Genomic DNA, 21,139 nt, shown 5'->3' on the forward strand with positions numbered 1-21,139 from the left:
TTTGTTTGGTCGTGTCTCACGGTTCAAGACTCATAACTGTTACCAGATATAGCCCAGCGCAAAACCCGCATAGAGCTCGCCATCGTGCTGGACGATGGGGCTGTTTTTGATGTCCCGATCATACCATTCGTAGTTCATGGCAAACATGCCAATCCAGTTGGGGCTGAAGCGGTAGCTGGTGATGAGGGCCGCCATCGGGGAGAGGGTTGACCCCGTATCCCAGGCTGGCCGCTGGGCGGTGGCCTCGCTCTCGGAGATGCCGCCGAAGTAGTAGTTGGCCATCTTGTCGCTGCGCAGCATCACCCCCATCCCCGGCATGATGAGCAGGTTGTCGCGCTGGATGGGGAAGTCGGCCCACAGCAGCAGCTCCTGACCCTTGCTGCGGCCGGTGATATCGCTGTTGGCCCGCACGGTCAGCAGGGCGTAGGGAGTGATGATGTTGCCACCTATCCCGCCTTCCAGCTGCCATTTGCGCTGTTCCATGCCAGTAAAGGCCGGAGCATCCTCGGGATCCAGATTGCCAAACCGCACCCGGCCATAGCCATAGAGGGCCACGTTCTCATCTTTGTGGAAGTAGTAGCGCGCCCGATCGCCGAGAAACATGAATTGCTTGCCGAAGTAGATAAAGCCCGGGATGGCGTAGGTGGCATTATCCTGCGCCTCATAGCGGGCCTGTCCCCCGATGAGCGCCGCTCCGGCGACAAAGCCCTGTGGCACCGGGCTGGTGGGGCTGTCGCTGGTGAGCAGATCCATGGCGCCAAGATCGATATCGGCACGCGCTGGGAGGGCTGCAGCGAGGAGCAGGGCCGTCAGCCCTGCCGCTCTGATTTGACGAAAAAAGGTCATGGACACTCCGTTGTCACGATTGCAGGGGAAGCAGGTTATTTTGCGGCACTGGGCATCTCTTCGCGTTTTGGCCAGGCATTGAGCACCGCCTTGACCAGGGTGGCGAGGGGAATGGCGAAGAAGACTCCCCAGAATCCCCACAAGCCGCCAAACACCAGTACGGCGATGATGATGGCCACCGGATGGAGGTTGACCGCTTCCGAGAAGAGCACAGGTACCAGCAGGTTGCCATCGAGGGCCTGAATGACCAGATAGGCCACCATCAGCCAGGCGAACTCGGGGGTGAGCCCCCACTGGAACAGGGCCACCATGGCGACCGGCACAGTCACCACGGCGGCGCCGATATAGGGGATCAGTACCGAGAAGCCGACCGCGACCGCCAGCAGCACAGAGTAGCGCAATCCCATCAGCGCAAAGGGGATATAAGTGGCAATCCCGACGATCAGGATCTCGATCACCTTGCCGCGGATGTAGTTGATGATCTGGTTGTTCATCTCCACCCACACCCGGTTGACCAGGGTGCGGTTGCGCGGCAGAAAGCGGCGCAGGCTGCCCATCAGTACCCGCTTGTCTTTGAGCATAAAGAAGACCATCAGCGGTACCAGAATGAGGTAGATCATGATGGCAACCACGTTGACCAGCGAGCTGAGGGAGGCGCTCACCAGATGCTCGCCGCCACTGAGGATACGCTGGCGAATATTATCGATGACGGTCTCCACCAGACTGACGTCGATGAGCTCGGGGTAGCGGTCGGGCAGGGTGCGCACATAATCCTGAGCGTGGGTCAGCATGGCGGGCGCCTCTTTGGCCAGATTGATCCCCTGACTCACCAGCGTCGGGATAAGACCCAGCAAGGAGGCCACAGCCACCGCAATAAAGAGGATCAGGATGATGCTGGTGGCCAGGGTGCGCGACAGCCCCGCTTTTTGCAGCCGGGCGACCGGCCACTCCAGCAGGTAGGCCATTACCAGTGCCACCAGCAGGGGGGCCAGCAGATCGCCAAACAGCCAGATGATGGCAAAGCAGAACACCAGCAACAGGAACAGGGTAACGGCATCGGGATCGGAAAAACGGGTCTGATACCAGTGCTTCAATACTTCTAACATGACGGCATCCTTACATCACTGGGGCTCAAGATGACTGTTTCGCCCCGACAACCAACTGCAAAGAGAGGGTATTGTCCGGTTCTTGCTGCATCTCGACATGGTGGCCCTGACGGTGCAGATAGGCCGGAATATCCTGCCGGGAGCCCGCATCGGCCAGCCGGATGGTGACGGTTTGACCGCTTTTGGCCTCCCTTAACCAGAGCTTGAGCCGGATCAGCGGCTCGGGGCAACGCCAGGGGGTCAGGTCGAGAACTTCCATGGGGGCTCCATCAGGCAGGTGGCCACTATTATGGCCGTGATAAGAGCGTGAAACAACGCTTGTAGCCCTTGATGGGCAAGGGTATTCTGCCGAGGCCCTTTCTGATGGAGATAGAGATAACGTGGCACGCTTTTCCCCCCTGATGGCATCGCTTCCCCTGCTGGCTTCCCTGATGGGCGCCACGTTTCATGCCGAGGCCAACAATCAGCTTCCCGACATCGGCACGGCCGGGGTGGCGGCCCTGCCCATCGAGCAGGAAGTGCGTTACGGCAACGCTTTTATGCGCTTTGCTCGTGCGGGTTTGCCGATCATCGATGATCCGGTGCTGAGCCAGTACATTGACGATCTGGGTCAGCGACTGCTGACCAACGCCGATGGGGTGCGTTTCCCGTTTACCTTCTTCCTCATCAATGATCCCAGCATCAACGCGGCCGCTTTCCTCGGCGGGCGAGTCAAGGTGCACACCGGCCTCTTCCTCTACGCCGACAGCGAGAGCGAGCTGGCCTCGGTACTGGCCCACGAAATCACCCATGTGACCCAGCGCCATATCGCCCGTTACATGGAGGCGCAGGCGAGCAGCTCTGCAGTGACCCTGGCCGGTCTGGTGGGCTCCATCGCGCTGGCGGTGATCAACCCGACTGCCGGTATCGCCGCGCTGCAGACTACGCTGGGCCTCTCCATGCAGTCGGCCATCAACTACACCCGCGACAACGAATATGAAGCGGATCGCATCGGCATGAAGACCCTCTATGATGCCGGTTTCGACCCCATGGGGATGGCCAACTTCTTCCAGAAACTGGCTGCCGAATACCGTTACGCCAGCAAGCCGCCTGAAATGCTGCTCACTCACCCGCTGCCGGAGACCCGGATCAGCGAGGCCCGCGCTCGGGCGGGCAGCTATGGCCGCCGCGACTTGCCGCCCAGCCTCGACTTCTGGCTGGCCAAGGTGCGGATTCAGGTGCGTTTTGGTACAGATACCCCGCAGGGGCTGCTGAGCTACTTCGATACCCGGATCCAGAAGGGGGATTACCCGCTCAAGGATGCCGCCATCTATGGCAAGGCGCTGGCGCTGATCCAGCTCAAGCGCACCGACGAGGCTGATACCCTGATGCAGGAGCTGGCGGCCCGTCATCCGGAAGATCTCTTTATCGTCGATGCCCAGACTGACATCGATCTGGCCAAGGGGCGCAGTGCCCAGGCCATTGCGCGCCTCGAGAAGTTCCGCAGCCGGATGCCGGACAACGAAGTGGTGGTGGTCAATCTCGGCAACGCCTACCTCGAGAGCGGCAACTACAAGAAATCCATCGCTATCCTTGACCCCTATGCCCGTGCCCATGAGGAGAACAATCTGGCCTGGAACCTGCTGGCTGATGCCTATCGCAAGGCAGGCAGAATGACCGAGCTGCATATGGCGCGGGCCGAGATGCTCTCGCTGCGCGGGGATTATCAGGCAGCCATCGACGAACTGATCGTGGCGCGCGGTACCACCAGCGACCGGATGACTCTGGCTCGTCTGGAGGCGCGCATCACCGAGCTGGAGCGGGCCAAGAAGGATCTCGACAGCCTCAAGGGCTAACGAAACTGGCATTGGCCAAGCAAATAAGGGCGCACTATGGTGCGCCCTTGTTGTTTATGGCGGTGGCGTGATGTACATGACGGTGATTGCAGCGATGGGCTAGTGACGCATGCGGCTGGCGGTCGCCTTGAGCATCTCGATCTGCTGCTGGTCGAGCTCGCCGACCAGCGTCTTCTTGAGCTTGCCCTCGCTATCAAGCAGATAGCTGGTGGGCAGGCCGCTTGGGTGAGGGAAGGGGAGGCTGGCATCTTCATTGGCAATAAGGAGCGGCACCTTGATGTGATACTGCGCAGCCAGCTTGTCCAGCTCTGCTGGCGTGGTCGGGTCGTAGTTGATGGCCACCACTGTGATCTGGCCTTCTGCCGCCAGCGCGTTGAGGCGCGGCATCTCCCGCAGGCAGGGGGCGCACCAGGGGGCGAAGTAGTTGACCAGCAGCGGCTTGCCGGCAAAGTGGCGCAGGCTGACCGACTGCCCTGTTGCATCGGTAAATTCGGGGGCGGGCGTGCAGGCGCCCAGCAGGCCAGCCACAATCAGCCAACAAATTCGTTTCAATTCCTTTCCACTGCCGCTTACCCTGACCATCACTTTCCCCTACAATAGCGCCGTTTCTAATCCCATCTTGCGATTAATCAGGGAGTTACCATGAGCGAGACCCAAATCTACCACAATCCGCGCTGCTCCAAGAGTCGCGAAACCCTGGCCCTGCTGGAACAGCACGGGATCGCCCCTGATGTGGTGCTCTATCTGGAGCAGGCCCCGAGCGAAGATGAGATCCGCAACCTGCTCTCTCTGCTCGGCTTTAACGATCCCCGCCAGCTGATGCGCACCAAGGAGGATCTCTACAAGGAGCTGGGCCTCAGCGAAGTGAACGGCGACGCCCTTATTCGCGCCATGCACCAGCATCCCAAGCTGATCGAGCGCCCAATTGTCATCAAGAATGGTCAGGCCCGCATTGGTCGCCCGCCGGAGCAGGTGCTGGAGATCCTCAAGTGAGCACCCGCTTCGCACGTTGGCTGACTCTGGTCGGCTTCTTCGGTCTGCTGGGCTGGGTCATCCTCTGGCATCTGTGGCTATCACCCCATCCGGACCTCAACCCCTGGCTGCTGCCGGTGATCTGGACGGTGCCGCTGCTCTTCCCTCTCAAGGGGATAGTGCAGGGCAACCCCTACACCCACGCCTGGGGCAACTTCGTGTTGATGCCCTATTTCCTCCACGCCCTCACCCTGATCACCACGGATGAGGGGGAGCGGTGGCTGGCGGTGGTGGAGCTGGTCTTCACCACTCTCGCTTTTGTCGGCACCATCTATTACGCCCGACTGCGTGGTCGGGAGCTGGGCTTAAGCATTCGCAAAAAGAAAGACGAAGCCAACTGATGACAAACGCCCCGCAAGGGGCGTTTTTTATGGGGAAGCAGCTCTATCCAGAGGGATCAGTGTGCCCTTGGGCTGCCCGATATTGGGCCAGCTGCAGCTGGCTAAAGTCCATCAGCGCGGGATAGAAGCGCAGAAATCCCGCCTCGCATGTTTGCCACTGCGACTCATCGAGGGTCAGTAGCGCCTCTCCCAGTTGTACCGGGCGGCGCAGTCGGCGACCTATGCCATTCAGCGCTTGCCCCAGCCCCTCCCTGTGGCGGTAGGAGGCGATCCAGTTCTGCTCGGCCATCCGCTTGAGGGGAAACGGCAGTCCATCCTGCAGGCGTGGGTGATCCGCCAATAGCTGCTCATAACTGCGTTGCAGGAAGCGGGGTAGGGGCTCGGTACTGAACAGCTCCCAGTGCAGGCTCAGCCAATGGTCGTAGATCATATCCACCACTATGCCGCCAAAGCGGCGCCAGGGGGCCTCGAAACTGGCGACGGTCGCCTTGTGCTCGGGGTGGCTGTCGGTGAAAGCGTCAATTTTGCGGTGCAGCCAGATCCCCTCATCGAAGTGGGCGGCAAGCCCCGTGGGCAGCGTGCCTTTGACAAAATCACCGAGCAGGTTGCCGGTGAGGGAGCTTCGGGTGTGGGCAGCCAGATGGAGATGGGCCAGAAAATTCATCGGTCGCTGTGGGTCTGTTATGGGATGGCAAGGTGCTTCGAGCCTAACGGATCCCGCCCGCCTTGACCATGATCGGGATTTTGCTACTGCCCGGCGGCTGCCTCTTGCCGGGCAAAATTCGGGCGTGCTAAGGTGATTGCCATCTTTGTCACAGGACGCGACAAACCACCATGATGCGCAAAGCCAGAGGCTTTTTTCTGGCCTTCTACTTCAAGCCTTTCTATCTCTCCGAGTGGTTCGACGAATAGATCGAACCCCTGGAGCAGTTCACTGACGCCCGATTGGGCGTGATCTCGCTCATCCAGATTTTGCCGCTTTTGGTCATCGCATGCATTCGCCTGCGGTGCCTTGTCCGCGCTTGTGCGCTTTTTATGTAATGGAGTACACATGATGAAGATCAGACTGACCCTCTCAGCCCTGTTTGTTGCCAGCCTGCTGGCCACCCCCGCCATGGCCAAGGAGTGGAAAACCGTGCGCTTCGGGGTGGAGGGGGCCTACCCGCCCTTCTCCTGGACCGATGCGTCGGGCGAGATCAAGGGGTTTGATATCGATCTCGCCAACGCCCTGTGTCAGCAGATGGCGGTCAAGTGCGAGTTGGTGGCGCAGGATTGGGACGGCATGATCCCGGCCCTGCTGTCGCGCAAATACGACGCCATCATCGCTGCCATGTCGATCACCGACGAGCGGCGCCAGAAGGTCGATTTCACCGAGAAATATGCCCATATTCCCAATCGCTTTGTGGCGGCCAAGGGGACCGAGCTGACGCTGACCCCGGAAGGCATGGCGGGCAAGCGCATCGGGGTGCAGCGTGCCACCACCCACGACAAGTACCTGACCGACAATTTTGGCTCGAATGTCACCATAGTCCGCTACGGCAATGCCGATGAGGCCTATCTCGATCTGAAAGCGGGTCGGGTGCTGGCCCTGCTGGCCGATGCCTCTGCCATTGAGCAGGGGCTGCTTGGCAAAGAGGGGGGCGACAAGTTCGATTATGTGGGACCCGCCCTGACCGATCGCCAGTGGTTTGGTGATGGTATGGGGATCGCCGTGCGCAAGAGCGATAAGGAGCTCAAGGGCAAGCTGGACGAGGCGATTAAGGCCCTGCGTGCCAATGGCACCTATCAGCAGATCAACCAGAAGTACTTCAAGTACGATATATATGGTGGTTGACGGGGGGAGGGAGCTTGCTCCCTCTCTTTTCATTGGGCAAGCGACAATCGTGCAAGGAGGATCGCCATGTTGACCCTGATCGAGGGAGCCGAGATCTTCAGCCCCTCCCACCTTGGCCAGCAGGATCTGCTGGTGGCTGATGGCCGTATCGCCTGGATGGGCGAGGGGTTGACGGTGCCTGCAAACTGGCCGCTGCATCGGGTCGATGGTCGTGGCCGCTATCTGGTACCCGGGCTGGTGGATCCGCTGGCCCATATCACCGGCGGCGGCGGTGAGGGGGGCTTTGCTTTTCGTACTCCAGAACTGTCGGCGAGCGAGGCGCTCAAGGCCGGTGTCACTACCCTGGTGGCGGCGCTTGGCACTGACAGCCTGACCCGCACTCCCGCGCAGGTGCTCGGCAAGGTGCGCGAGTTTCGCGCCGCCGGGGTGAGCGCCTTTATGTATACCGGCTCTTACCATCTGCCGGTCAAGACCCTGACCGGCACGGTGGAGTCGGACATCATCCTGATCCCCGAGGTATTGGGGGTGGGGGAGGTGGCCATCAGTGACCACAGATCCAGTGCGCCGACCCACGATGAGCTGGCCAGGCTTGCCAGCGAGGCGCGAGTGGCCGGGCTGCTTGCGGGCAAGAGCGGGGTCAGCTTCTTCCATGTCGGGGATGGCAAGGGGGCATTGGCGCCCCTGCGGGCCCTGCGCGATGAGACCGATATTCCGCTGCGCCAGCTCTATCCTACTCACTGCAACCGCAACCCCTGGCTCTTTGCCGAGGCCATCGAGTGGGGCAAGGCAGGAGGTTGGGTCGACCTCACCACCTCGAGCTTTCCCGATCTGCTGGAGGATGGCGAGCGGCTTGCCGCCGATGCGCTCGTCGAGCTGCTGGACGCCAATGTGCCTGCCGAGCGCATCACCTTCAGCTCGGATGCCAACGCCAGCCTGCCGCGCTTTGATGGCGAAGGGCGGCTAATCGAGATGCGCTGCGGCCAGATTGCCAGCCTGTGGCAGCAGTGCGTGCGCGCGACCCGGCTCGGTGTCTCGCTGGAGAAGGCATTGGCCGCGGTGACGAGCAATCCGGCACAGGCGCTGGGGCTCGGCAGCAAGGGGCTTATCGGGGTCGGGCAGGATGCGGATCTGCTGCTGGTGCACGACCGGACGTTTGCTATCGAACGGGTGATGAGTGGCGGCCAATGGCGCGAATAAGGCTGCGGGCAATATCGCAGCCAGTGCGAGTGCGTGGTTGCTCCAAACAGCAAAAGCCCGACAACAAGGTCGGGCTTTTTTATCTGCAATGTGGGAATCAGGCTTAGAGCGCCAGAAACCCGAGGATCAGGATGGGGCCGAGCAGGCTCAGGATAAAGCCGGAGACAATGGCCACCGGCACCACCTGAATGCCCCCTGATTTCTGGATAACCGGCAGGGTGAAGTCCAGCGCCGTGGCGCCGCCGTAACCGATGGCCGCCGAAGGGTGGCGTCGCATCAGGACCGGGATGATCAGAATGGCGATAAGCTCGCGCCCAAGATCGTTGATAAAGGCAGCAGAACCGAGCACCGGCCCCAGTTTGTCGGCCACCAGAATGCCGGAGAGCGAATACCAGCCGAAGCTCGAGCTCATCGCCAGACCATGGGCAAAGGGCATCCCCAGCAATTGGGCCGCCAGCAGGCTGCCCAGCCAGCTGCTGAGGATGACGGTGGCGGCGATTTTCATCCCCCAGGGGTTGAGCAGGATCTGGCGCAGCCGCATGCCGGAGTTGCGCATCTGCACCCCGATGAGAAACAGCAGCAGCATCAGGGCCCACTCGCTCCACTTGTCGATGGGCAGGGCGCGCAGATCCACCAGTAGACCCAGCAGCACACCGCCGAGCACCACAAAGCAGAGCTGCAGGGATTCCCACAACAGGTGCAGCTTGCCCGGCATCTTCGCATCGCTCGCCTCATGGGTCGGCGGTGTGCGCTTGTCGAGCCACCAGAGGGCCAGCAGGTTGCAGAGCGTGATCGCGGTCAGCATCACCCCTGCGACCTTGAAGATCACCGCCAGATTGCTGCCCAGGTTCTCCACATAGGCAAGCCCGAGCCCCATCAGAAACAGAATGAGGTAGACCATCTTGCCCAGACTCTGGTTGACCAGCTTGATCAGCCGGGCAGAGGAGAGGGGAATCAGATAGCCGATTGCCAGTGGCAACAGGATCAGCAACACATTGAGCAGCATCGAGGCCTCGATCACAAAAACTGATAAAAACACCACCTTATCATTACTTATTGGCTCTGTGTCACATATCTCTCGCTTTCATGGCCAAAAACAGCCCTCTTGGGGGCGGGTTGTTACTTTTTTGCCACAACCTCTCTATTTGATAAGGTTCTGTGCGAGCCCGAGTGCACCAATGAAATCAAGTCGATCCGATCGGGGGGCCGATATTTCGCTCGGCAAGGGGGTGCATAAAGCCATTTTGGTGCCGGTTTGGCACACATCACGCTTTTCTCTTGCCACTGATATGATTGGGGTATAAAAAGGCGTTATCGGAATAGCCATTGAAACGGCTGTTTATGCAAACAAAGTGCTGAAAAATACGCAAAGAGCGAATAAAAATAGAGCGAATCCCCTGAAGACCCTCGTTCTGTATTGTTTTTTCACTATCCGGGTGATATTTTCGCTGAAGGTTGCCATCGGTTAACTTTTTGTTAAATGGACGATGGTTGAGTCACGCCCCCTGCGGCGTCTAGGGACAGACAAGGTTGTAATGGATGAGCGACGTTGCCGCACTGGAAGTACGTGATCTGCACAAATATTTTGGCACCCACGAAGTGCTCAAGGGCATCGACATGACCGCCCACAAGGGGGATGTGATCTCCCTTATCGGCTCCTCCGGCTCGGGGAAGTCGACCTTTCTTCGCTGTATCAATCTGCTCGAAACCCCCTCATCCGGCACCGTCTCGCTCCATGGCGAGCTGATCCGGATGAAAACCAGCCGCGCCGGCGAGCGGTTGCCCGAGGATATGCGTCAGGTGGAGCGGATCCGCAGCCGACTGGCCATGGTGTTTCAAAGTTTCAATCTCTGGTCACACATGACCATCATGCAGAACATCATCGAAGTGCCAATCCAGGTGCTCAAGGTACCTCGCGCCGAAGCACTGGCCAAGGCAGAGCAACTGCTCAACCGGGTTGGGCTCTGGGAGCGGCGTGACTACTATCCCGGCCACCTCTCCGGTGGTCAGCAGCAGCGGGCCGCCATTGCCCGTGCGCTGGCGGTAGAGCCCGAGGTGATGCTGTTTGACGAACCCACCTCGGCGCTGGATCCCGAGCTGGTGGGGGAGGTGCTCGGCCTGATGCGCGAGCTGGCCGAAGAGGGGCGCACCATGCTGGTGGTGACCCACGAGATGTCGTTTGCCCGGGATGTATCGAACAAGGTGATGTTTCTGCATCAGGGGCGGGTGGAAGAGGAGGGCAACCCCAAGGAGATTTTCGCCCATCCCAAATCCGAGCGGTTCAAGCAATTCATCTCCTCCATCTACTGATGGCGGGATGCCTGGTTACCCAATCAACTGTTTTATCAAGGAGAGATACATGAACAAGCTGATGCTGGCGACAGCCGTAGTTACTGCCCTCGCGTCCGGTAGCCTGATGGCCAAGGAGTGGAAAGAGGTCCGGATCGGGGTTGAGGGTGCCTATCCCCCCTTCTCCTGGACCGAGCCCAGTGGCGAGGTGAAAGGCTTTGATATCGACATCGCCAACGCCCTGTGCGAAGAGATGAAAGTGAAGTGCACCCTGGTCAAGCAGGACTGGGACGGCATCATTCCGGCGCTGCTGTCACGCAAGTTTGACGCCATCATCGCCACCATGGACATCACAGAAGAGCGCAAGAAGAAGGTGGACTTCACCCAGAAGTACCAGCACATTCCGGCCCGCTTCGCCGCCAAGAAGGGCACTGACGTGCAGCTCGACAAAGCCTTTATGGAAGGCAAGTCCGTCGCGGTGCAGCGTGCGACCTCCATGGATACCTTTATTACCGACAACTTCCCCAACGCCACCATCAAGCGTTACGGCACCGCCGATGAAGCCTATCTCGATCTGAAATCCGGTCGTGTGGACTATGTGCTGGCCGACTCTGCCGCCATCACCGACGGTCTGCTGAAGAAAGAGGGCGGTGATGCCTTCGAATTCGTCGGCCCGAAACTGACCGATCCCAAGTGGTTTGGCGAGGGTGCCGGTATTGCGGTGCGCAAGGCTGACAAGGATCTGAAAGAGAAATTCAACGCCGCCATTCTGGCGCTGCGTGCCAACGGCAAGTACAAGGAAATCAACGACAAGTACTTCGAGTTCGACGTTTACGGAGAGTAAAACAAAGAGACGTTTACGGCGAGTAAGTCCAAAGACGTCTACGGCAAGTAACGACAGGTTGATCCCGTCAGTAGTCATCGGGCCCGTCACCTCCCTGAGGGAGTTTACGGGCCCGCATTGATTGCAATGGAGCTGCACATATTTCATTCGGACTGCTATGGAGCCTTCTGGTTAGCAGGTGCGTGAAGATTCAGTGGCGATGGAGCTGCATATGTTTGATTTGAAAGGATACGAAGCCTCGCTGCTGGAGGGCGCCTGGGTCACCCTGGAAGTGGCGCTGGCCTCCCTGCTGCTGGCGTTGCTGCTGGGGATGCTGGGGGCGCTGGCCAAACTCTCTCCCTACAAGTGGGCCCGGGCCATCGCCACCGGCTACACCACCATCATTCGCGGCATCCCCGATCTGGTACTGATGATGCTGCTCTTCTTTGGCGGCCAGGTGCTGATCAACGGTATCTGCACCTGGGTCAACGAGACTTACAACAGCTGGTTACTGGAGAGTAATCCCAATCAGGAGTGGGTCTCCCTGCTGCCGGACTATATCGACATCAGCCCCTTTGTGGCCGGTGTCGCGACCATCGGCTTTATCTTCGGCGCCTACATGACCGAGACCTTTCGCGGCGCCATTCTGGCAGTGGACAAAGGCGAACTGGAGGCAGCACGGGCCTTTGGCATGCGGGCAACCCAGGTGTTTGTGCGGATCCTCTTCCCCCAGATGATGCGCCACGCGCTGCCCGGGTTTGGCAACAACTGGCTGGTGCTGCTGAAAACCACCGCGCTGGTCTCCATCATCGGCCTTGATGACATGGTGCGCAAAGCCTCGCTGGCGGCGGGCTCGACCCAGCAACCCTTCACCTTCTACATGGCGGTGGCGCTGATCTTCCTGATCTTCACTGCAGTCTCCACCTCGGCGCTCAAGTGGGCCGAGCGTCACTATGCCATCAAGACGAGGTAAGCCATGTCGTACTCAATGCAGTCATCCGTTTACTGTGAGCGTCGCGGTGCCAGTGCCGAGCGTCACTACATCACGATGAAGACGAGGTAAGCCATGGATTTCTCAATCATTCTCAAAGAGTGGCCCACCTACTGGGAGGGGCTCTATACCACCGTCTGGCTGGTGGCCCTCTCTCTGATCCTTGGGTTGATGCTGGCGGTGCCCATGGGCATTCTGCGCAACAGCCGCAACTGGCTGATCAAGGGGCCGATCTGGGCCTATATCTACTTCTTTCGCGGCACCCCGCTGCTGGTACAGCTCTTTATCATCTACTATGGCGCCGCCCAGTGGGAGTGGCTGAAGAACAGTGCCGCCTGGTCGCTCTTCTCCGAAGCCTGGTTCTGCGCCCTGCTGGCCTTCACCCTCAATACCGCCGCCTATACCGCCGAGATCGTGCGCGGGGCGGTACACAATATGCCGCGCGGCCAGATTGAGGCCGCCAACGCCTTTGGCATGACCCGCTGGCAGACCCTGACCCGGATCATTTTGCCCAACTCGTTTCGTCGGGCACTGCCGGCTTACAGCAACGAGGTGATTTTCATGCTGCAAGGCTCAGCGGTGGCGGGCATCATCACCATCGTCGATCTGACCGGCGCGGCGCGGATCATCAACTCCCGCTACTACAGTCCGTTCGAGGCGTTTTTGACCGCAGGGCTGCTCTATATGCTGCTCACCTTTGTCATCGTCTGGCTGTTCAAGAAGTGGGAAGCGCGCTGGCACGCTCACCTGCGCCCGCGCAATGTGTAAGGGTTGAGCTGCCAAGATGAGCGAAAATGGCTCCGCCTGTTGCAGGCGGGGCCATTTTTTATCTTCATCCTCTGCCCGCCCGGTTTGCCAAATGGCGGATGAGCAGGGAGAATGCAGCACTCCCGAGCGCCGCCAGTCGTTGGCTGCATACCTTATTCCCCAGTTCCCGAGGTTTTATGTACCGGATATTGTTTGAGCATCCCGCTTTCCTGGTTATCGACAAGCAGCCCGGCATCGGCATGCATGACGAGAAGGGCGACGGGGAGGCGGTCAATCCGGGCCTGGTCAATCGCGTGAAGGCCGATACGGGTCTGACTCTCTATCCGGTGCACCGGCTCGACAAGATGACCTCCGGGCTGGTGCTGCTGGCCCGCACCACGGAGGCGAACCGTGAGCTGAGCATGGCTTTTGCGGCCCGTGAGGTGAGCAAACAGTATCTGGCGCTCTCCGATCGCAAACCCAAGAAGAAGCAGGGCTGGGTGAAAGGGGATATGCAAAAGGGGCGCGGCGGCAGCTGGATGCTGGCGCGCACGCTGGAAAACCCCGCCATCAGCTGGTTCGATTCGCTATCGGTGCGCGAGGGGCTGCGGCTCTATCGCATCAAGCCCCAGACCGGCAAAACCCACCAGATCCGGGTTGCCCTCAAAAGTATCGGCGCCCCCATTCTCGGGGATGAGCGCTATGGCGGCACGCCAGCCGAGCGCGGCTATCTGCACGCCTGGCGACTGAGTTTTAAGCTGGCGGGCGAGCCGTTCGATTTTGTCTGCCCGCCCGATGTGGGGAGTGAATTTGTCACCTCCGAGCTCACGGCAGCCATCGCAGCCCTTGCGCCCTGATGCTTATGCGCCCAGCGTCTGACACCATGATCCATTCAGCGAAAGAGTGTGATCCTGACGGACGTGCACCGCGCTGGATCCTGGCCGACTTTGACGACACCCTGGCCCCCGGCGACAGCCACGCCGGTCTGCTGCGCTATATCCTGCGCCGCCGGATCTGGCCGCTGTTGCTGTTGCCAGTGATTGCGCTGGGTGGGTTGGTCTATTTGTTACCAAGTCAGCTGCTACCCAGCCAGCGGCGGCGCGGAATCTCCCTTATCTGGTGGGCCATCACGTTGGGGCTTTCCCCTTTGGACTGGCGCAAGCTGGTGCGCGCCTATTGCCGCACCAGGCCGGGGCTGTATCGTCAGGCTCGCGAATTGCTGCAAAGCGAGGGGGCGCGCTGCTGGGTGATCTCCGCCAGTCCCTGCGCGCTGGTGCGAGCCCAGCTCTATCAGCAACTGCCCGGCCAGTTGCCCCACCGGATCATTGGCTCGCAGATGCACTACCGTTTTGGCGGCCTGATGCCGCGCTTCTATTGCCACGGTCAGCACAAGCTGCTGCCGGAGATTTGCGCCCTCGAGGCCGAGCTGGCCTTGAGCGACAGCCTGCACGATCTGCCGCTGCTGGGGTTGGGGAAAGAGGCGTGGTTGATCAATCCGACGCCTGTGCGACTGCAAAAGGCCCGGGCCTGCTTGCCCCATCTGATGGTCAAAAACTGGCAACTGTAAGGCAAAGCTGACAGTCCTGCGGGTCGTTACCGTTTGATCCGCAAGGCTGCGGCTTGAATGTCACAATCCATTTACATTCTTTGCTGTCAGCTGCGAAAAACTATCTGCAACCCGCCTCTTCTCTTCCTGCTACGCCCTGCTTCTAATGAAACAAGTTGTTAACACTTGCCGCGCCGCTGGGTGCCGCAATCCGTTTTAACCGAATCAAGAGCAAGGAGCGCCCGATGAATGCCACCTCTTCCGCCACCCATACCATCAATCCGTTAGGCACAGACGGTTTCGAGTTTGTCGAATACACAGCCCCCGATGCCAAGGGGATTGCCGCCCTCAAGAGCCTGTTTGTTTCGCTCGGGTTTGCCGAGGTCGCCAAGCACAAACACAAGCAGTGCTGGCTCTACCGGCAGGGGGATATCAATTTTGTGGTCAATGCCGAGCCTCACTCCCAGGCGGAGCAGTTTGCCAGCCTGCACGGGCCGAGCGTTTGCGGCATGGCATTTCGGGTGAGCGATGCGGGCAAAGCCCAGCAGTACGCCATCGCCAAGGGGGCCAAGCCCTTTGTCGGCAAGATTGGCCCGATGGAGCTCAATATTCCCGCCATCTACGGTATCGGCGAGAGCACCCTCTCCTTTGTCGACCGTTATGGCGACAAGGGCTCCATCTATGACGTGGATTTTGTCTTCTACCCCGACTGGCAGTCCCGGATGGCAGAGGTAGATGCCGGTCTTATGGAGATCGATCACCTGACCCACAACGTGCATCGCGGCAATATGGATGTCTGGTCCAACTTCTATGAGCGGATCGGCAACTTCCGCGAAATTCGCTACTTCGATATCGAGGGCAAGCTGACCGGGCTGCATTCACGCGCCATGACCGCCCCCTGCGGCAAGATCCGCATCCCCATCAACGAGTCGGCGGATGACAAGTCCCAGATTGAGGAGTACTTGCGCCAGTACAAGGGGGAGGGGATCCAGCACATCGCTATGGCCTCCAGCGATATCTACCACACCATCCGCACCCTGCGCAGCCGCGGTACCGGCTTTATGCCGACCCCGGATACCTACTACGAGAAGGTGAACAGCCGGGTCGAGGGGCATCAGGAGGATCTGGCGGCCCTCAAAGAGCTGCGCATCCTCATCGACGGCTCCCCTACCAAGGATGGCATCCTGCTGCAGATCTTCACCGACACCGTGATTGGCCCGGTCTTTTTCGAGATCATCCAGCGCAAGGGTAACGAAGGGTTTGGCGAGGGCAATTTCAAGGCGCTGTTTGAATCGATCGAGCTGGACCAGATCCGCCGTGGCGTGCTGGATGGCGGCGAGGATGAGAAGGGTGCCCGCAAAGAGGGAGCGAGCGATGCGAAACTGGATTAACTTCCCCCATCGGGAGGGGACCCACTCCCGGCAGGCCCATGCCGACCTGCCGGAACAGGCCATCTATGAGCGCGAACTGGGGCGCAGCGGCTTTTTCGGCCCCGCCACCCACATGCACCACAAGCATGCCCCCACCGACTGGAGCAGTTGGGAGGGGCCGCTGCGGCCACGGCTGTTTGACTTGAATGCCCTCCAGGAGGAGGTAAGCTCGCTCTCCCCTTGGGTGGCCCCCGACATTCTTAGCAACCCCCATTGCCGCTATCGCATCTGGCGGCTCTCCGAGGCGATGCCGTTTCTGGTGCGCAACGCTGACGGCGACGAGCTGCTCTTTATCCACGAGGGGGGCGGTGAGTTCTTCTGCGACTACGGCCACCTGACTCTGCGGGACGGCGACTACGTGGTGATCCCCCGCGGCACCATGTGGCGCATTGAGCCGACGGCGCCCCTGTTCATCCTGATGATCGAGGCGACCAACGACAGCTACCAGCTGCCGGACAAGGGGCTGGTGGGCAATCACGCCATCTTCGACCCGGCGGCGCTGGATGTGCCTGCCATCAACGAACGCTTTTTGGCCCAGCAGGATGAGAATCCCTGGTCGCTGCAGGTGAAGCGCCACGATCAGGTGTCGGTCATCACCTGGCCCTTCAACCCGCTGGATGCGCAAGGGTGGCACGGGGATTTGTGCGTGGTGCGCCTCAACTGGCGGGATATCCGCCCGCTGATGAGCCACCGCTACCATCTGCCGCCGTCAGCTCATTCGACCTTTGTGGCGAGCCGCTTCGTGATTTGTACCTTCGTGCCGCGCCCCATCGAGAGCGATCCCGGCGCCCTCAAGGTGCCCTTCTATCACAGCAATGACGATTATGACGAGGTGCTCTTTTACCACGCCGGGGACTTCTTTAGCCGGGACAATATCGAGCGGGGCATGGTCACCTTCCATCCCGCCGGTTTCACCCACGGCCCCCATCCCAAGGCGTTTGCGGCGGGGCAGGCCTATGCCAAGAAGTTCACCGACGAGGTGGCGGTGATGCTCGATACCCGCGATGCGCTGAACGTCGGCAGTCTGTGCGAAGGAATCGAGAACACCCGGTATGTCTCCAGCTGGCAGCGCCCGGACGCTGCTGCCGGCAAATAAGGAATCGCTTATGAAATTGGCAACATTGAACAATGGCAAGCGCGATGGCGCTTTGCTGATAGTGAGCCGGGATCTGGCCCGGGCAGTACGGGTGAGCGAGATTGCCCCGACTTTGCAGGCCGCCCTCGATGAGTGGGCCGAGGTTGCCCCCAGGCTGGAGGTTGTCTATCAGCTGCTTAACGAGGGCCGTGCGGTAGAGGCGTTCCCCTTTGATGAAGCGTCTTGCCTCTCTCCGCTGCCGCGCGCCTACCAGTGGGCCGATGGCAGCGCCTACGTCAACCATGTGGAGCTGGTGCGCAAGGCACGTGGCGCCGAGATGCCGGAAAGCTTCTGGCACGATCCGTTGATGTATCAGGGAGGCTCCGACAGCTTTTTGGCACCCCGTGGCCCCATCGTGATGGGATCGGAGGAGTGGGGGATCGATTTCGAGTCGGAGGTAGCCATCATCACCGACGACGTGCCGATGGGGGTGAGCCCGCAGGGGGCCGTTAGCCACGTCAAGCTGCTGATGCTGGTCAACGATGTGAGCCTGCGTAACCTCATTCCGGGCGAGCTTGCCAAGGGCTTTGGCTTCTTCCAGTCCAAACCGTCCAGCGCCTTCTCGCCGGTGGCCATCACCCCGGACGAGCTGGGCGATGACTGGCGTGATGGCAAAGTGCATCTGCCGCTTCTGACCCACCTCAACGGTGCCCTGTTTGGTGCGCCCGAAGCCGGGGTGGACATGACCTTCAGCTTCTTCGAGCTGATTGCCCACGCCGCCAAGACCAGACCGCTCGGGGCAGGCTGCATCATCGGCTCCGGCACCGTCTCCAACTACGATCGCAGCGCCGGCTCATCCTGCATCGCCGAGCGCCGCATGCTGGAAATTCTTGATTGTGATCAAGCTATAACCCCCTATTTGCAGTTTGGTGATAGAGTGTCGATCGCGATGGAGGATCGCTCTGGCCAAAACCTGTTTGGCACTATCTCTCAACAGGTGGTGCCAGCGAGCGGTCAGGGAGGTTGATGGCCAGCGCCGGTTGGCGGCAAGGATATTCGGGATATGTCCGGATCACGACGAGCCTCAACCGGTGCCGGATATACAAGGAGGCAGGTGGCGAGCACCTGCCGGGCTTCGGGCCCAGATAAGATGCAGGGACAGATTATGTTGCAGTTGTTTGGCTATTGGCGTTCGTCGGCAAGTTTTCGGGTGCGGATCGTGTTGCAGCTCAAGGGGCTCGCCTATGAGCAGCACCCCATCAATTTGCGGCAAGGCGAGCAGAGCGAGAAGGCCTATCGCCGGATCAATCCGCAAGGGCTGGTGCCGTTTCTGGTGGATGGCGATGTGCAGATCGGTCAGTCGGTCGCCATCATGGAGTACCTCGACGAGACCTATCCCGCCTACTCACTGATGCCCTCTTCCCCCGACGCGCGGGCCCGAGTGCGCCAGATCGTCAACATGATCGCCTGTGATATTCACCCGCTCAACAATCTGCGGGTGCTCAATTATCTGGAAGAGCACTTCAGGGCCAACAACGAGCAGGAGGCCCGCTGGTATCGCCACTGGATTGACGAGACCTTCACCGCCCTCGAACAGCTGTTGATGACCACCGCCGGTGTCTACTGCGTCGGCAACGAAGTGACCCTGGCCGACTGCATGCTGGTGCCCCAGGTCTACAACGCCCGCCGCTACGACATGACCCTGGACGATTACCCCACTATCCGCCGCATCGTCGCCAACTGCGAACAGTTGCAAGCCTTTATCAAGGCGGCACCAGCCAACCAGCCGGACGCGCAGTGACCTACTGACTTGAATCGCGGGATGGCGTCAGCACGCCATCCCGCGCGTTATATCTCCTCATCTCTTTATTTCCCTTCTGTATGCGCCTTGCGTGCCTCGTGTTGACGGCTGAATGTCGCCAAGGATCCTGTACTTGTCACACTTATCAACATTTTGCATCGATTGAGTCTTTTTTGTTGGTGTTTTGGGCTGTTAGTCACACTCAAGTCAGTTGATTGGGCCTAGTATCGCCACGCCAGCGGAACAGTGGAAAGCAGAAATGCGCACAGATCGCCTATCAGGGGGCCTTGGCTACCTCCCTGGTTTCCACGGTTTATTCGCACTGCTCTTTTTCGTGTTTACGGTTTGATGGCCCGCACTGTCCGGCCCGTGTCACCGCGCAGATCCCTTGTGACAGCGGCAGGTTGACTGGCGCGCCACCGCTTATTTGCAACCACTCTGTGCAACAAGGAGATCTCATGCATTCCTTCAAAAAGTGCGTCGTCGCACTCTCCATCAACCTTGCTCTCTTCTCGTCGGCGTTCGCCTGTACCACCTTGCTGGTCGGTAGTGAAGCCAGCGCCGATGGCTCCATGATGGTGGCCCGCAGCGCCGACAGCGATGCCCTGAAAGCCCAGCATTTCGTGATCCATCCGGCCAAGCAGGGGCAGAGCGGTATGCACAGCTCCAAGGCTCACAATGGCGCCAATGATTTCAGCTACCCCTTGCCGAAAAACTCCCTGCGCTATACCACGGTACCGAACTGGAAGACCCAGCTGCATGGCGCCACCGGGTTCAACGAGAAGGGAGTCGGGGTGAGCGGCACCGAGTCCATTTTTGCCTCACCCGAAGCGCTCGCCTTTGACCCCTATGTGGAAGATAAGGGGATCACCGAGGATGACATTCCCGATGTGTTGCTCTCCCGGTCCACATCGGCCCGCGAGGCGATCTCGTTGCTTGGCAACATCATCGAGACCATAGGCGCGGGAGAGGGATTTGGTGTCGCCGTGGTGGATGATAACGAGCTCTGGTATCTGGAGACTGCCACCGGCCATCACTGGATGGCGCAGCGTCTGCCGAAAAATCACTACTTTGCCACCGGCAATCAGGGCCGCCTGCAGCAGTACGATCCCGCCAGTGCCGATATGATGGGATCGAAAAATCTGATCGAATTTGCCACCGAGAAGGGGCTCTACCATCCGCAAAAGGATGGGGCGTTCAACTTCTCGAAAGCCTATACCCGTGATGACGAGCGGGACCGCACCTATAACGATCCGCGGGTCTGGACCATCCAGCAGATGTTCAACCCCTCGCTCAAGCAGGCGGTGGATGCCGGTCGTCAGTTCCCGGTCACCCTCGCCCCCGAGAAGAAGATGACGCTGGAGGAGGTCAAGGCGGTGCTGCGCAATCACTATGACGGCACCGAGCACGATCCCTACAGCAAGGGGTTGAACGGTCAGGAGCCGTGGCGCCCTGTCAGTGTGTTCCGCACCTACGAGTCCCACGTGATGCAGGTACGCCCCTGGATGCCGCGTGAGGTGGGGGAGGTGACCTATGTGGGCCTCGGCATGGCGGACTTGACCGCCTTCGTTCCCTACTACAGCGGTCTGGAAGCCTATCCGGCGCACTATGCCATGGGCAGTGACAAGGCCGACAGCGACTCCATCTACTGGAAATATCGCAAACTGCAGACCCTGGTGATGACCGATTACCCCAAATTGGCCCCCATAGTGAAGCAGGCGTACCAGAGCTGGGAGGCGAAGATCGCCAAAGAGCAGAAAGAGATGGAAGCCAGCTACCTGAAAACGGTCAAAACCGACAAGGCCGCCGCCAACAGCATGCTCAACGACTTCAATCTGCGGGTGATGAAGGAGGCGGAAACGCTGACCGAAGATCTCACCAACCAGATCTTCACTGTACGCACCCAGGATATTCAGGCCGATATCTTCTTCGCCAACAAGGCGAAAAAGGACTGATTGCCCCCATGATGTGGTAAGGCGGCAGAGCGTGTCGTCATCCATGTCTTGAGTATGGTGATCTTCTCACTGTCACCTTTGTTATCAGAAGACGACATAACGAAAAGCCTTCACGGGAGTGAAGGCTTTTTTGCAGAGTGTGTCCCGTCCTGAATATGGTTTACACCTTTCCCCCCAATAAATGGAGAACCCGATGGGACAAGGTGTGAAACGGACACAGCGCGATTACTCGCTGACTTTTAAACTGGCACTGGTCGAGCAGATTGAAAAAGGCGAGCTCACCTACAAACA

23 protein-coding genes are annotated in these 21,139 nt (G+C 59.7%); 16 read left to right on the forward strand and 7 right to left on the reverse strand.

Features of this window, described 5'->3' with window-relative positions; genetic code table 11:
* Positions 1 to 39 precede the first annotated feature (39 nt).
* Genes G5179_RS18745 through G5179_RS18755 form a run of 3 tightly spaced genes read right to left on the reverse strand, consistent with a single transcriptional unit; the run spans position 40 to position 2,211 of the window.
* A complete protein-coding gene (locus G5179_RS18745) occupies positions 40 to 846 on the reverse strand; it encodes a MipA/OmpV family protein (protein ID WP_421258894.1) in 807 nt (268 codons plus the stop codon).
* Between the two features lie 35 nt (positions 847 to 881).
* Positions 882 to 1,952, reverse strand: coding sequence for an AI-2E family transporter (locus G5179_RS18750; protein WP_421231715.1), 1,071 nt, complete (start codon positions 1,950 to 1,952; stop codon positions 882 to 884).
* A 25-nt stretch (positions 1,953 to 1,977) separates the two neighbouring features.
* Positions 1,978 to 2,211, reverse strand: a complete 234-nt coding sequence (locus G5179_RS18755) for a sulfurtransferase TusA family protein (RefSeq protein ID WP_421258895.1) — start codon at positions 2,209 to 2,211, stop codon at positions 1,978 to 1,980.
* A 121-nt stretch (positions 2,212 to 2,332) separates the two neighbouring features.
* On the opposite strand from G5179_RS18755, the gene G5179_RS18760 reads away from it, so the two are divergent.
* A complete protein-coding gene (locus tag G5179_RS18760; RefSeq protein ID WP_367948260.1) occupies positions 2,333 to 3,787 on the forward strand; it encodes a M48 family metalloprotease in 1,455 nt (484 codons plus the stop codon).
* Positions 3,788 to 3,886: 99 nt separating this feature from the next.
* On the opposite strand, the gene G5179_RS18765 is transcribed toward G5179_RS18760, so the two are convergent.
* Positions 3,887 to 4,369, reverse strand: coding sequence for a TlpA family protein disulfide reductase (locus G5179_RS18765; protein ID WP_421258896.1), 483 nt, complete (start codon positions 4,367 to 4,369; stop codon positions 3,887 to 3,889).
* A 60-nt stretch (positions 4,370 to 4,429) separates the two neighbouring features.
* On the opposite strand from G5179_RS18765, the gene arsC reads away from it, so the two are divergent.
* Positions 4,430 to 4,780: an arsenate reductase (glutaredoxin) gene (gene arsC, locus G5179_RS18770; protein WP_139444290.1), complete on the forward strand. Its 351-nt coding sequence runs from the start codon at positions 4,430 to 4,432 to the stop codon at positions 4,778 to 4,780.
* The gene (locus G5179_RS18775; RefSeq protein WP_005333836.1) at positions 4,777 to 5,160 is read left to right on the forward strand and encodes a DUF2069 domain-containing protein; all 384 of its coding nucleotides are present in this window, start codon (positions 4,777 to 4,779) and stop codon (positions 5,158 to 5,160) included. Before arsC ends, G5179_RS18775 begins: the two co-directional genes overlap by 4 nt.
* Before the next feature lie 43 nt (positions 5,161 to 5,203).
* Here G5179_RS18775 and G5179_RS18780 read toward each other — a convergent pair whose 3' ends face one another.
* Both G5179_RS18780 and G5179_RS18785 read right to left on the reverse strand, forming a co-directional pair.
* Positions 5,204 to 5,824 (reverse strand): ACP phosphodiesterase, encoded by a 621-nt coding sequence (locus G5179_RS18780; protein ID WP_421258897.1) that lies wholly within the window; start codon positions 5,822 to 5,824, stop codon positions 5,204 to 5,206.
* A gap of 83 nt (positions 5,825 to 5,907) precedes the next feature.
* A complete protein-coding gene (locus tag G5179_RS18785; protein ID WP_421258898.1) occupies positions 5,908 to 6,213 on the reverse strand; it encodes a hypothetical protein in 306 nt (101 codons plus the stop codon).
* Between G5179_RS18785 and G5179_RS18790 the strand changes: the two genes are divergently transcribed.
* Entirely contained in the window at positions 6,212 to 6,994 is a 783-nt protein-coding gene (locus tag G5179_RS18790; protein WP_019445361.1) for an ABC transporter substrate-binding protein, read from the forward strand. The two genes, G5179_RS18785 and G5179_RS18790, sit on opposite strands and share 2 nt — an antisense overlap.
* 66 nt (positions 6,995 to 7,060) lie before the next feature.
* Positions 7,061 to 8,191, forward strand: a complete 1,131-nt coding sequence (gene iadA, locus G5179_RS18795) for a beta-aspartyl-peptidase (RefSeq protein WP_421258899.1) — start codon at positions 7,061 to 7,063, stop codon at positions 8,189 to 8,191.
* Positions 8,192 to 8,294: 103 nt separating this feature from the next.
* On the opposite strand, the gene G5179_RS18800 is transcribed toward iadA, so the two are convergent.
* Positions 8,295 to 9,197, reverse strand: coding sequence for a lysine exporter LysO family protein (locus tag G5179_RS18800; RefSeq protein ID WP_151286308.1), 903 nt, complete (start codon positions 9,195 to 9,197; stop codon positions 8,295 to 8,297).
* Between the two features lie 533 nt (positions 9,198 to 9,730).
* Here G5179_RS18800 and G5179_RS18805 point away from each other — a divergent pair.
* From G5179_RS18805 to G5179_RS18855, 11 genes are all read left to right on the forward strand, one after another.
* Positions 9,731 to 10,501 (forward strand): ABC transporter ATP-binding protein, encoded by a 771-nt coding sequence (locus tag G5179_RS18805; RefSeq protein WP_005337310.1) that lies wholly within the window; start codon positions 9,731 to 9,733, stop codon positions 10,499 to 10,501.
* A 49-nt stretch (positions 10,502 to 10,550) separates the two neighbouring features.
* Complete coding sequence (locus G5179_RS18810; RefSeq protein ID WP_005337307.1) at positions 10,551 to 11,324, forward strand: ABC transporter substrate-binding protein; 774 nt, start codon at positions 10,551 to 10,553, stop codon at positions 11,322 to 11,324.
* 211 nt (positions 11,325 to 11,535) lie between these two features.
* Complete coding sequence (locus G5179_RS18815) at positions 11,536 to 12,276, forward strand: ABC transporter permease (RefSeq protein WP_005352911.1); 741 nt, start codon at positions 11,536 to 11,538, stop codon at positions 12,274 to 12,276.
* 93 nt (positions 12,277 to 12,369) lie between these two features.
* Positions 12,370 to 13,062, forward strand: a complete 693-nt coding sequence (locus G5179_RS18820; protein WP_005337302.1) for an ABC transporter permease — start codon at positions 12,370 to 12,372, stop codon at positions 13,060 to 13,062.
* A 176-nt stretch (positions 13,063 to 13,238) separates the two neighbouring features.
* Positions 13,239 to 13,898, forward strand: a complete 660-nt coding sequence (locus tag G5179_RS18825; RefSeq protein WP_227342469.1) for a TIGR01621 family pseudouridine synthase — start codon at positions 13,239 to 13,241, stop codon at positions 13,896 to 13,898.
* Between the two features lie 26 nt (positions 13,899 to 13,924).
* A complete protein-coding gene (locus tag G5179_RS18830) occupies positions 13,925 to 14,608 on the forward strand; it encodes an HAD family hydrolase (protein ID WP_421258900.1) in 684 nt (227 codons plus the stop codon).
* A 224-nt stretch (positions 14,609 to 14,832) separates the two neighbouring features.
* Complete coding sequence (hppD, locus tag G5179_RS18835) at positions 14,833 to 15,978, forward strand: 4-hydroxyphenylpyruvate dioxygenase (protein ID WP_213386343.1); 1,146 nt, start codon at positions 14,833 to 14,835, stop codon at positions 15,976 to 15,978.
* Positions 15,962 to 17,113 (forward strand): homogentisate 1,2-dioxygenase, encoded by a 1,152-nt coding sequence (locus G5179_RS18840; protein ID WP_075112729.1) that lies wholly within the window; start codon positions 15,962 to 15,964, stop codon positions 17,111 to 17,113. Before hppD ends, G5179_RS18840 begins: the two co-directional genes overlap by 17 nt.
* Positions 17,114 to 17,123: 10 nt before the next feature.
* The gene (locus G5179_RS18845) at positions 17,124 to 18,119 is read left to right on the forward strand and encodes a fumarylacetoacetate hydrolase family protein (RefSeq protein ID WP_421258901.1); all 996 of its coding nucleotides are present in this window, start codon (positions 17,124 to 17,126) and stop codon (positions 18,117 to 18,119) included.
* A 138-nt stretch (positions 18,120 to 18,257) separates the two neighbouring features.
* Complete coding sequence (gene maiA / locus G5179_RS18850; RefSeq protein WP_005361400.1) at positions 18,258 to 18,893, forward strand: maleylacetoacetate isomerase; 636 nt, start codon at positions 18,258 to 18,260, stop codon at positions 18,891 to 18,893.
* Positions 18,894 to 19,351: 458 nt separating this feature from the next.
* Positions 19,352 to 20,848, forward strand: coding sequence for a C69 family dipeptidase (locus tag G5179_RS18855; protein ID WP_421258902.1), 1,497 nt, complete (start codon positions 19,352 to 19,354; stop codon positions 20,846 to 20,848).
* Positions 20,849 to 21,139: the final 291 nt, after the last annotated feature.

Origin of the sequence: Aeromonas sp. 600886, from assembly GCF_049174935.1 — a bacterium.
GTDB lineage: Bacteria > Pseudomonadota > Gammaproteobacteria > Enterobacterales > Aeromonadaceae > Aeromonas > Aeromonas veronii_A.

What these genes read in the sequence shown, in the direction of transcription:
- G5179_RS18745 (WP_421258894.1), bottom strand. Translation starts at nt 846, where the DNA reads ATGACCTTTTTTCGTCAAATCAGAGCGGCAGGGCTGACGGCCCTGCTC.
- G5179_RS18750 (WP_421231715.1), bottom strand. Translation starts at nt 1,952, where the DNA reads ATGTTAGAAGTATTGAAGCACTGGTATCAGACCCGTTTTTCCGATCCC.
- G5179_RS18755 (WP_421258895.1), bottom strand. Translation starts at nt 2,211, where the DNA reads ATGGAAGTTCTCGACCTGACCCCCTGGCGTTGCCCCGAGCCGCTGATC.
- G5179_RS18765 (WP_421258896.1), bottom strand. Translation starts at nt 4,369, where the DNA reads ATGGTCAGGGTAAGCGGCAGTGGAAAGGAATTGAAACGAATTTGTTGG.
- arsC (WP_139444290.1), top strand. Translation starts at nt 4,430, where the DNA reads ATGAGCGAGACCCAAATCTACCACAATCCGCGCTGCTCCAAGAGTCGC.
- G5179_RS18780 (WP_421258897.1), bottom strand. Translation starts at nt 5,824, where the DNA reads ATGAATTTTCTGGCCCATCTCCATCTGGCTGCCCACACCCGAAGCTCC.
- G5179_RS18790 (WP_019445361.1), top strand. Translation starts at nt 6,212, where the DNA reads ATGATGAAGATCAGACTGACCCTCTCAGCCCTGTTTGTTGCCAGCCTG.
- G5179_RS18785 (WP_421258898.1), bottom strand. Translation starts at nt 6,213, where the DNA reads ATGTGTACTCCATTACATAAAAAGCGCACAAGCGCGGACAAGGCACCG.
- iadA (WP_421258899.1), top strand. Translation starts at nt 7,061, where the DNA reads ATGTTGACCCTGATCGAGGGAGCCGAGATCTTCAGCCCCTCCCACCTT.
- G5179_RS18800 (WP_151286308.1), bottom strand. Translation starts at nt 9,197, where the DNA reads ATGCTGCTCAATGTGTTGCTGATCCTGTTGCCACTGGCAATCGGCTAT.
- G5179_RS18805 (WP_005337310.1), top strand. Translation starts at nt 9,731, where the DNA reads ATGAGCGACGTTGCCGCACTGGAAGTACGTGATCTGCACAAATATTTT.
- G5179_RS18810 (WP_005337307.1), top strand. Translation starts at nt 10,551, where the DNA reads ATGAACAAGCTGATGCTGGCGACAGCCGTAGTTACTGCCCTCGCGTCC.
- G5179_RS18815 (WP_005352911.1), top strand. Translation starts at nt 11,536, where the DNA reads ATGTTTGATTTGAAAGGATACGAAGCCTCGCTGCTGGAGGGCGCCTGG.
- G5179_RS18820 (WP_005337302.1), top strand. Translation starts at nt 12,370, where the DNA reads ATGGATTTCTCAATCATTCTCAAAGAGTGGCCCACCTACTGGGAGGGG.
- G5179_RS18825 (WP_227342469.1), top strand. Translation starts at nt 13,239, where the DNA reads ATGTACCGGATATTGTTTGAGCATCCCGCTTTCCTGGTTATCGACAAG.
- G5179_RS18830 (WP_421258900.1), top strand. Translation starts at nt 13,925, where the DNA reads ATGATCCATTCAGCGAAAGAGTGTGATCCTGACGGACGTGCACCGCGC.
- hppD (WP_213386343.1), top strand. Translation starts at nt 14,833, where the DNA reads ATGAATGCCACCTCTTCCGCCACCCATACCATCAATCCGTTAGGCACA.
- G5179_RS18840 (WP_075112729.1), top strand. Translation starts at nt 15,962, where the DNA reads ATGCGAAACTGGATTAACTTCCCCCATCGGGAGGGGACCCACTCCCGG.
- G5179_RS18845 (WP_421258901.1), top strand. Translation starts at nt 17,124, where the DNA reads ATGAAATTGGCAACATTGAACAATGGCAAGCGCGATGGCGCTTTGCTG.
- maiA (WP_005361400.1), top strand. Translation starts at nt 18,258, where the DNA reads ATGTTGCAGTTGTTTGGCTATTGGCGTTCGTCGGCAAGTTTTCGGGTG.
- G5179_RS18855 (WP_421258902.1), top strand. Translation starts at nt 19,352, where the DNA reads ATGCATTCCTTCAAAAAGTGCGTCGTCGCACTCTCCATCAACCTTGCT.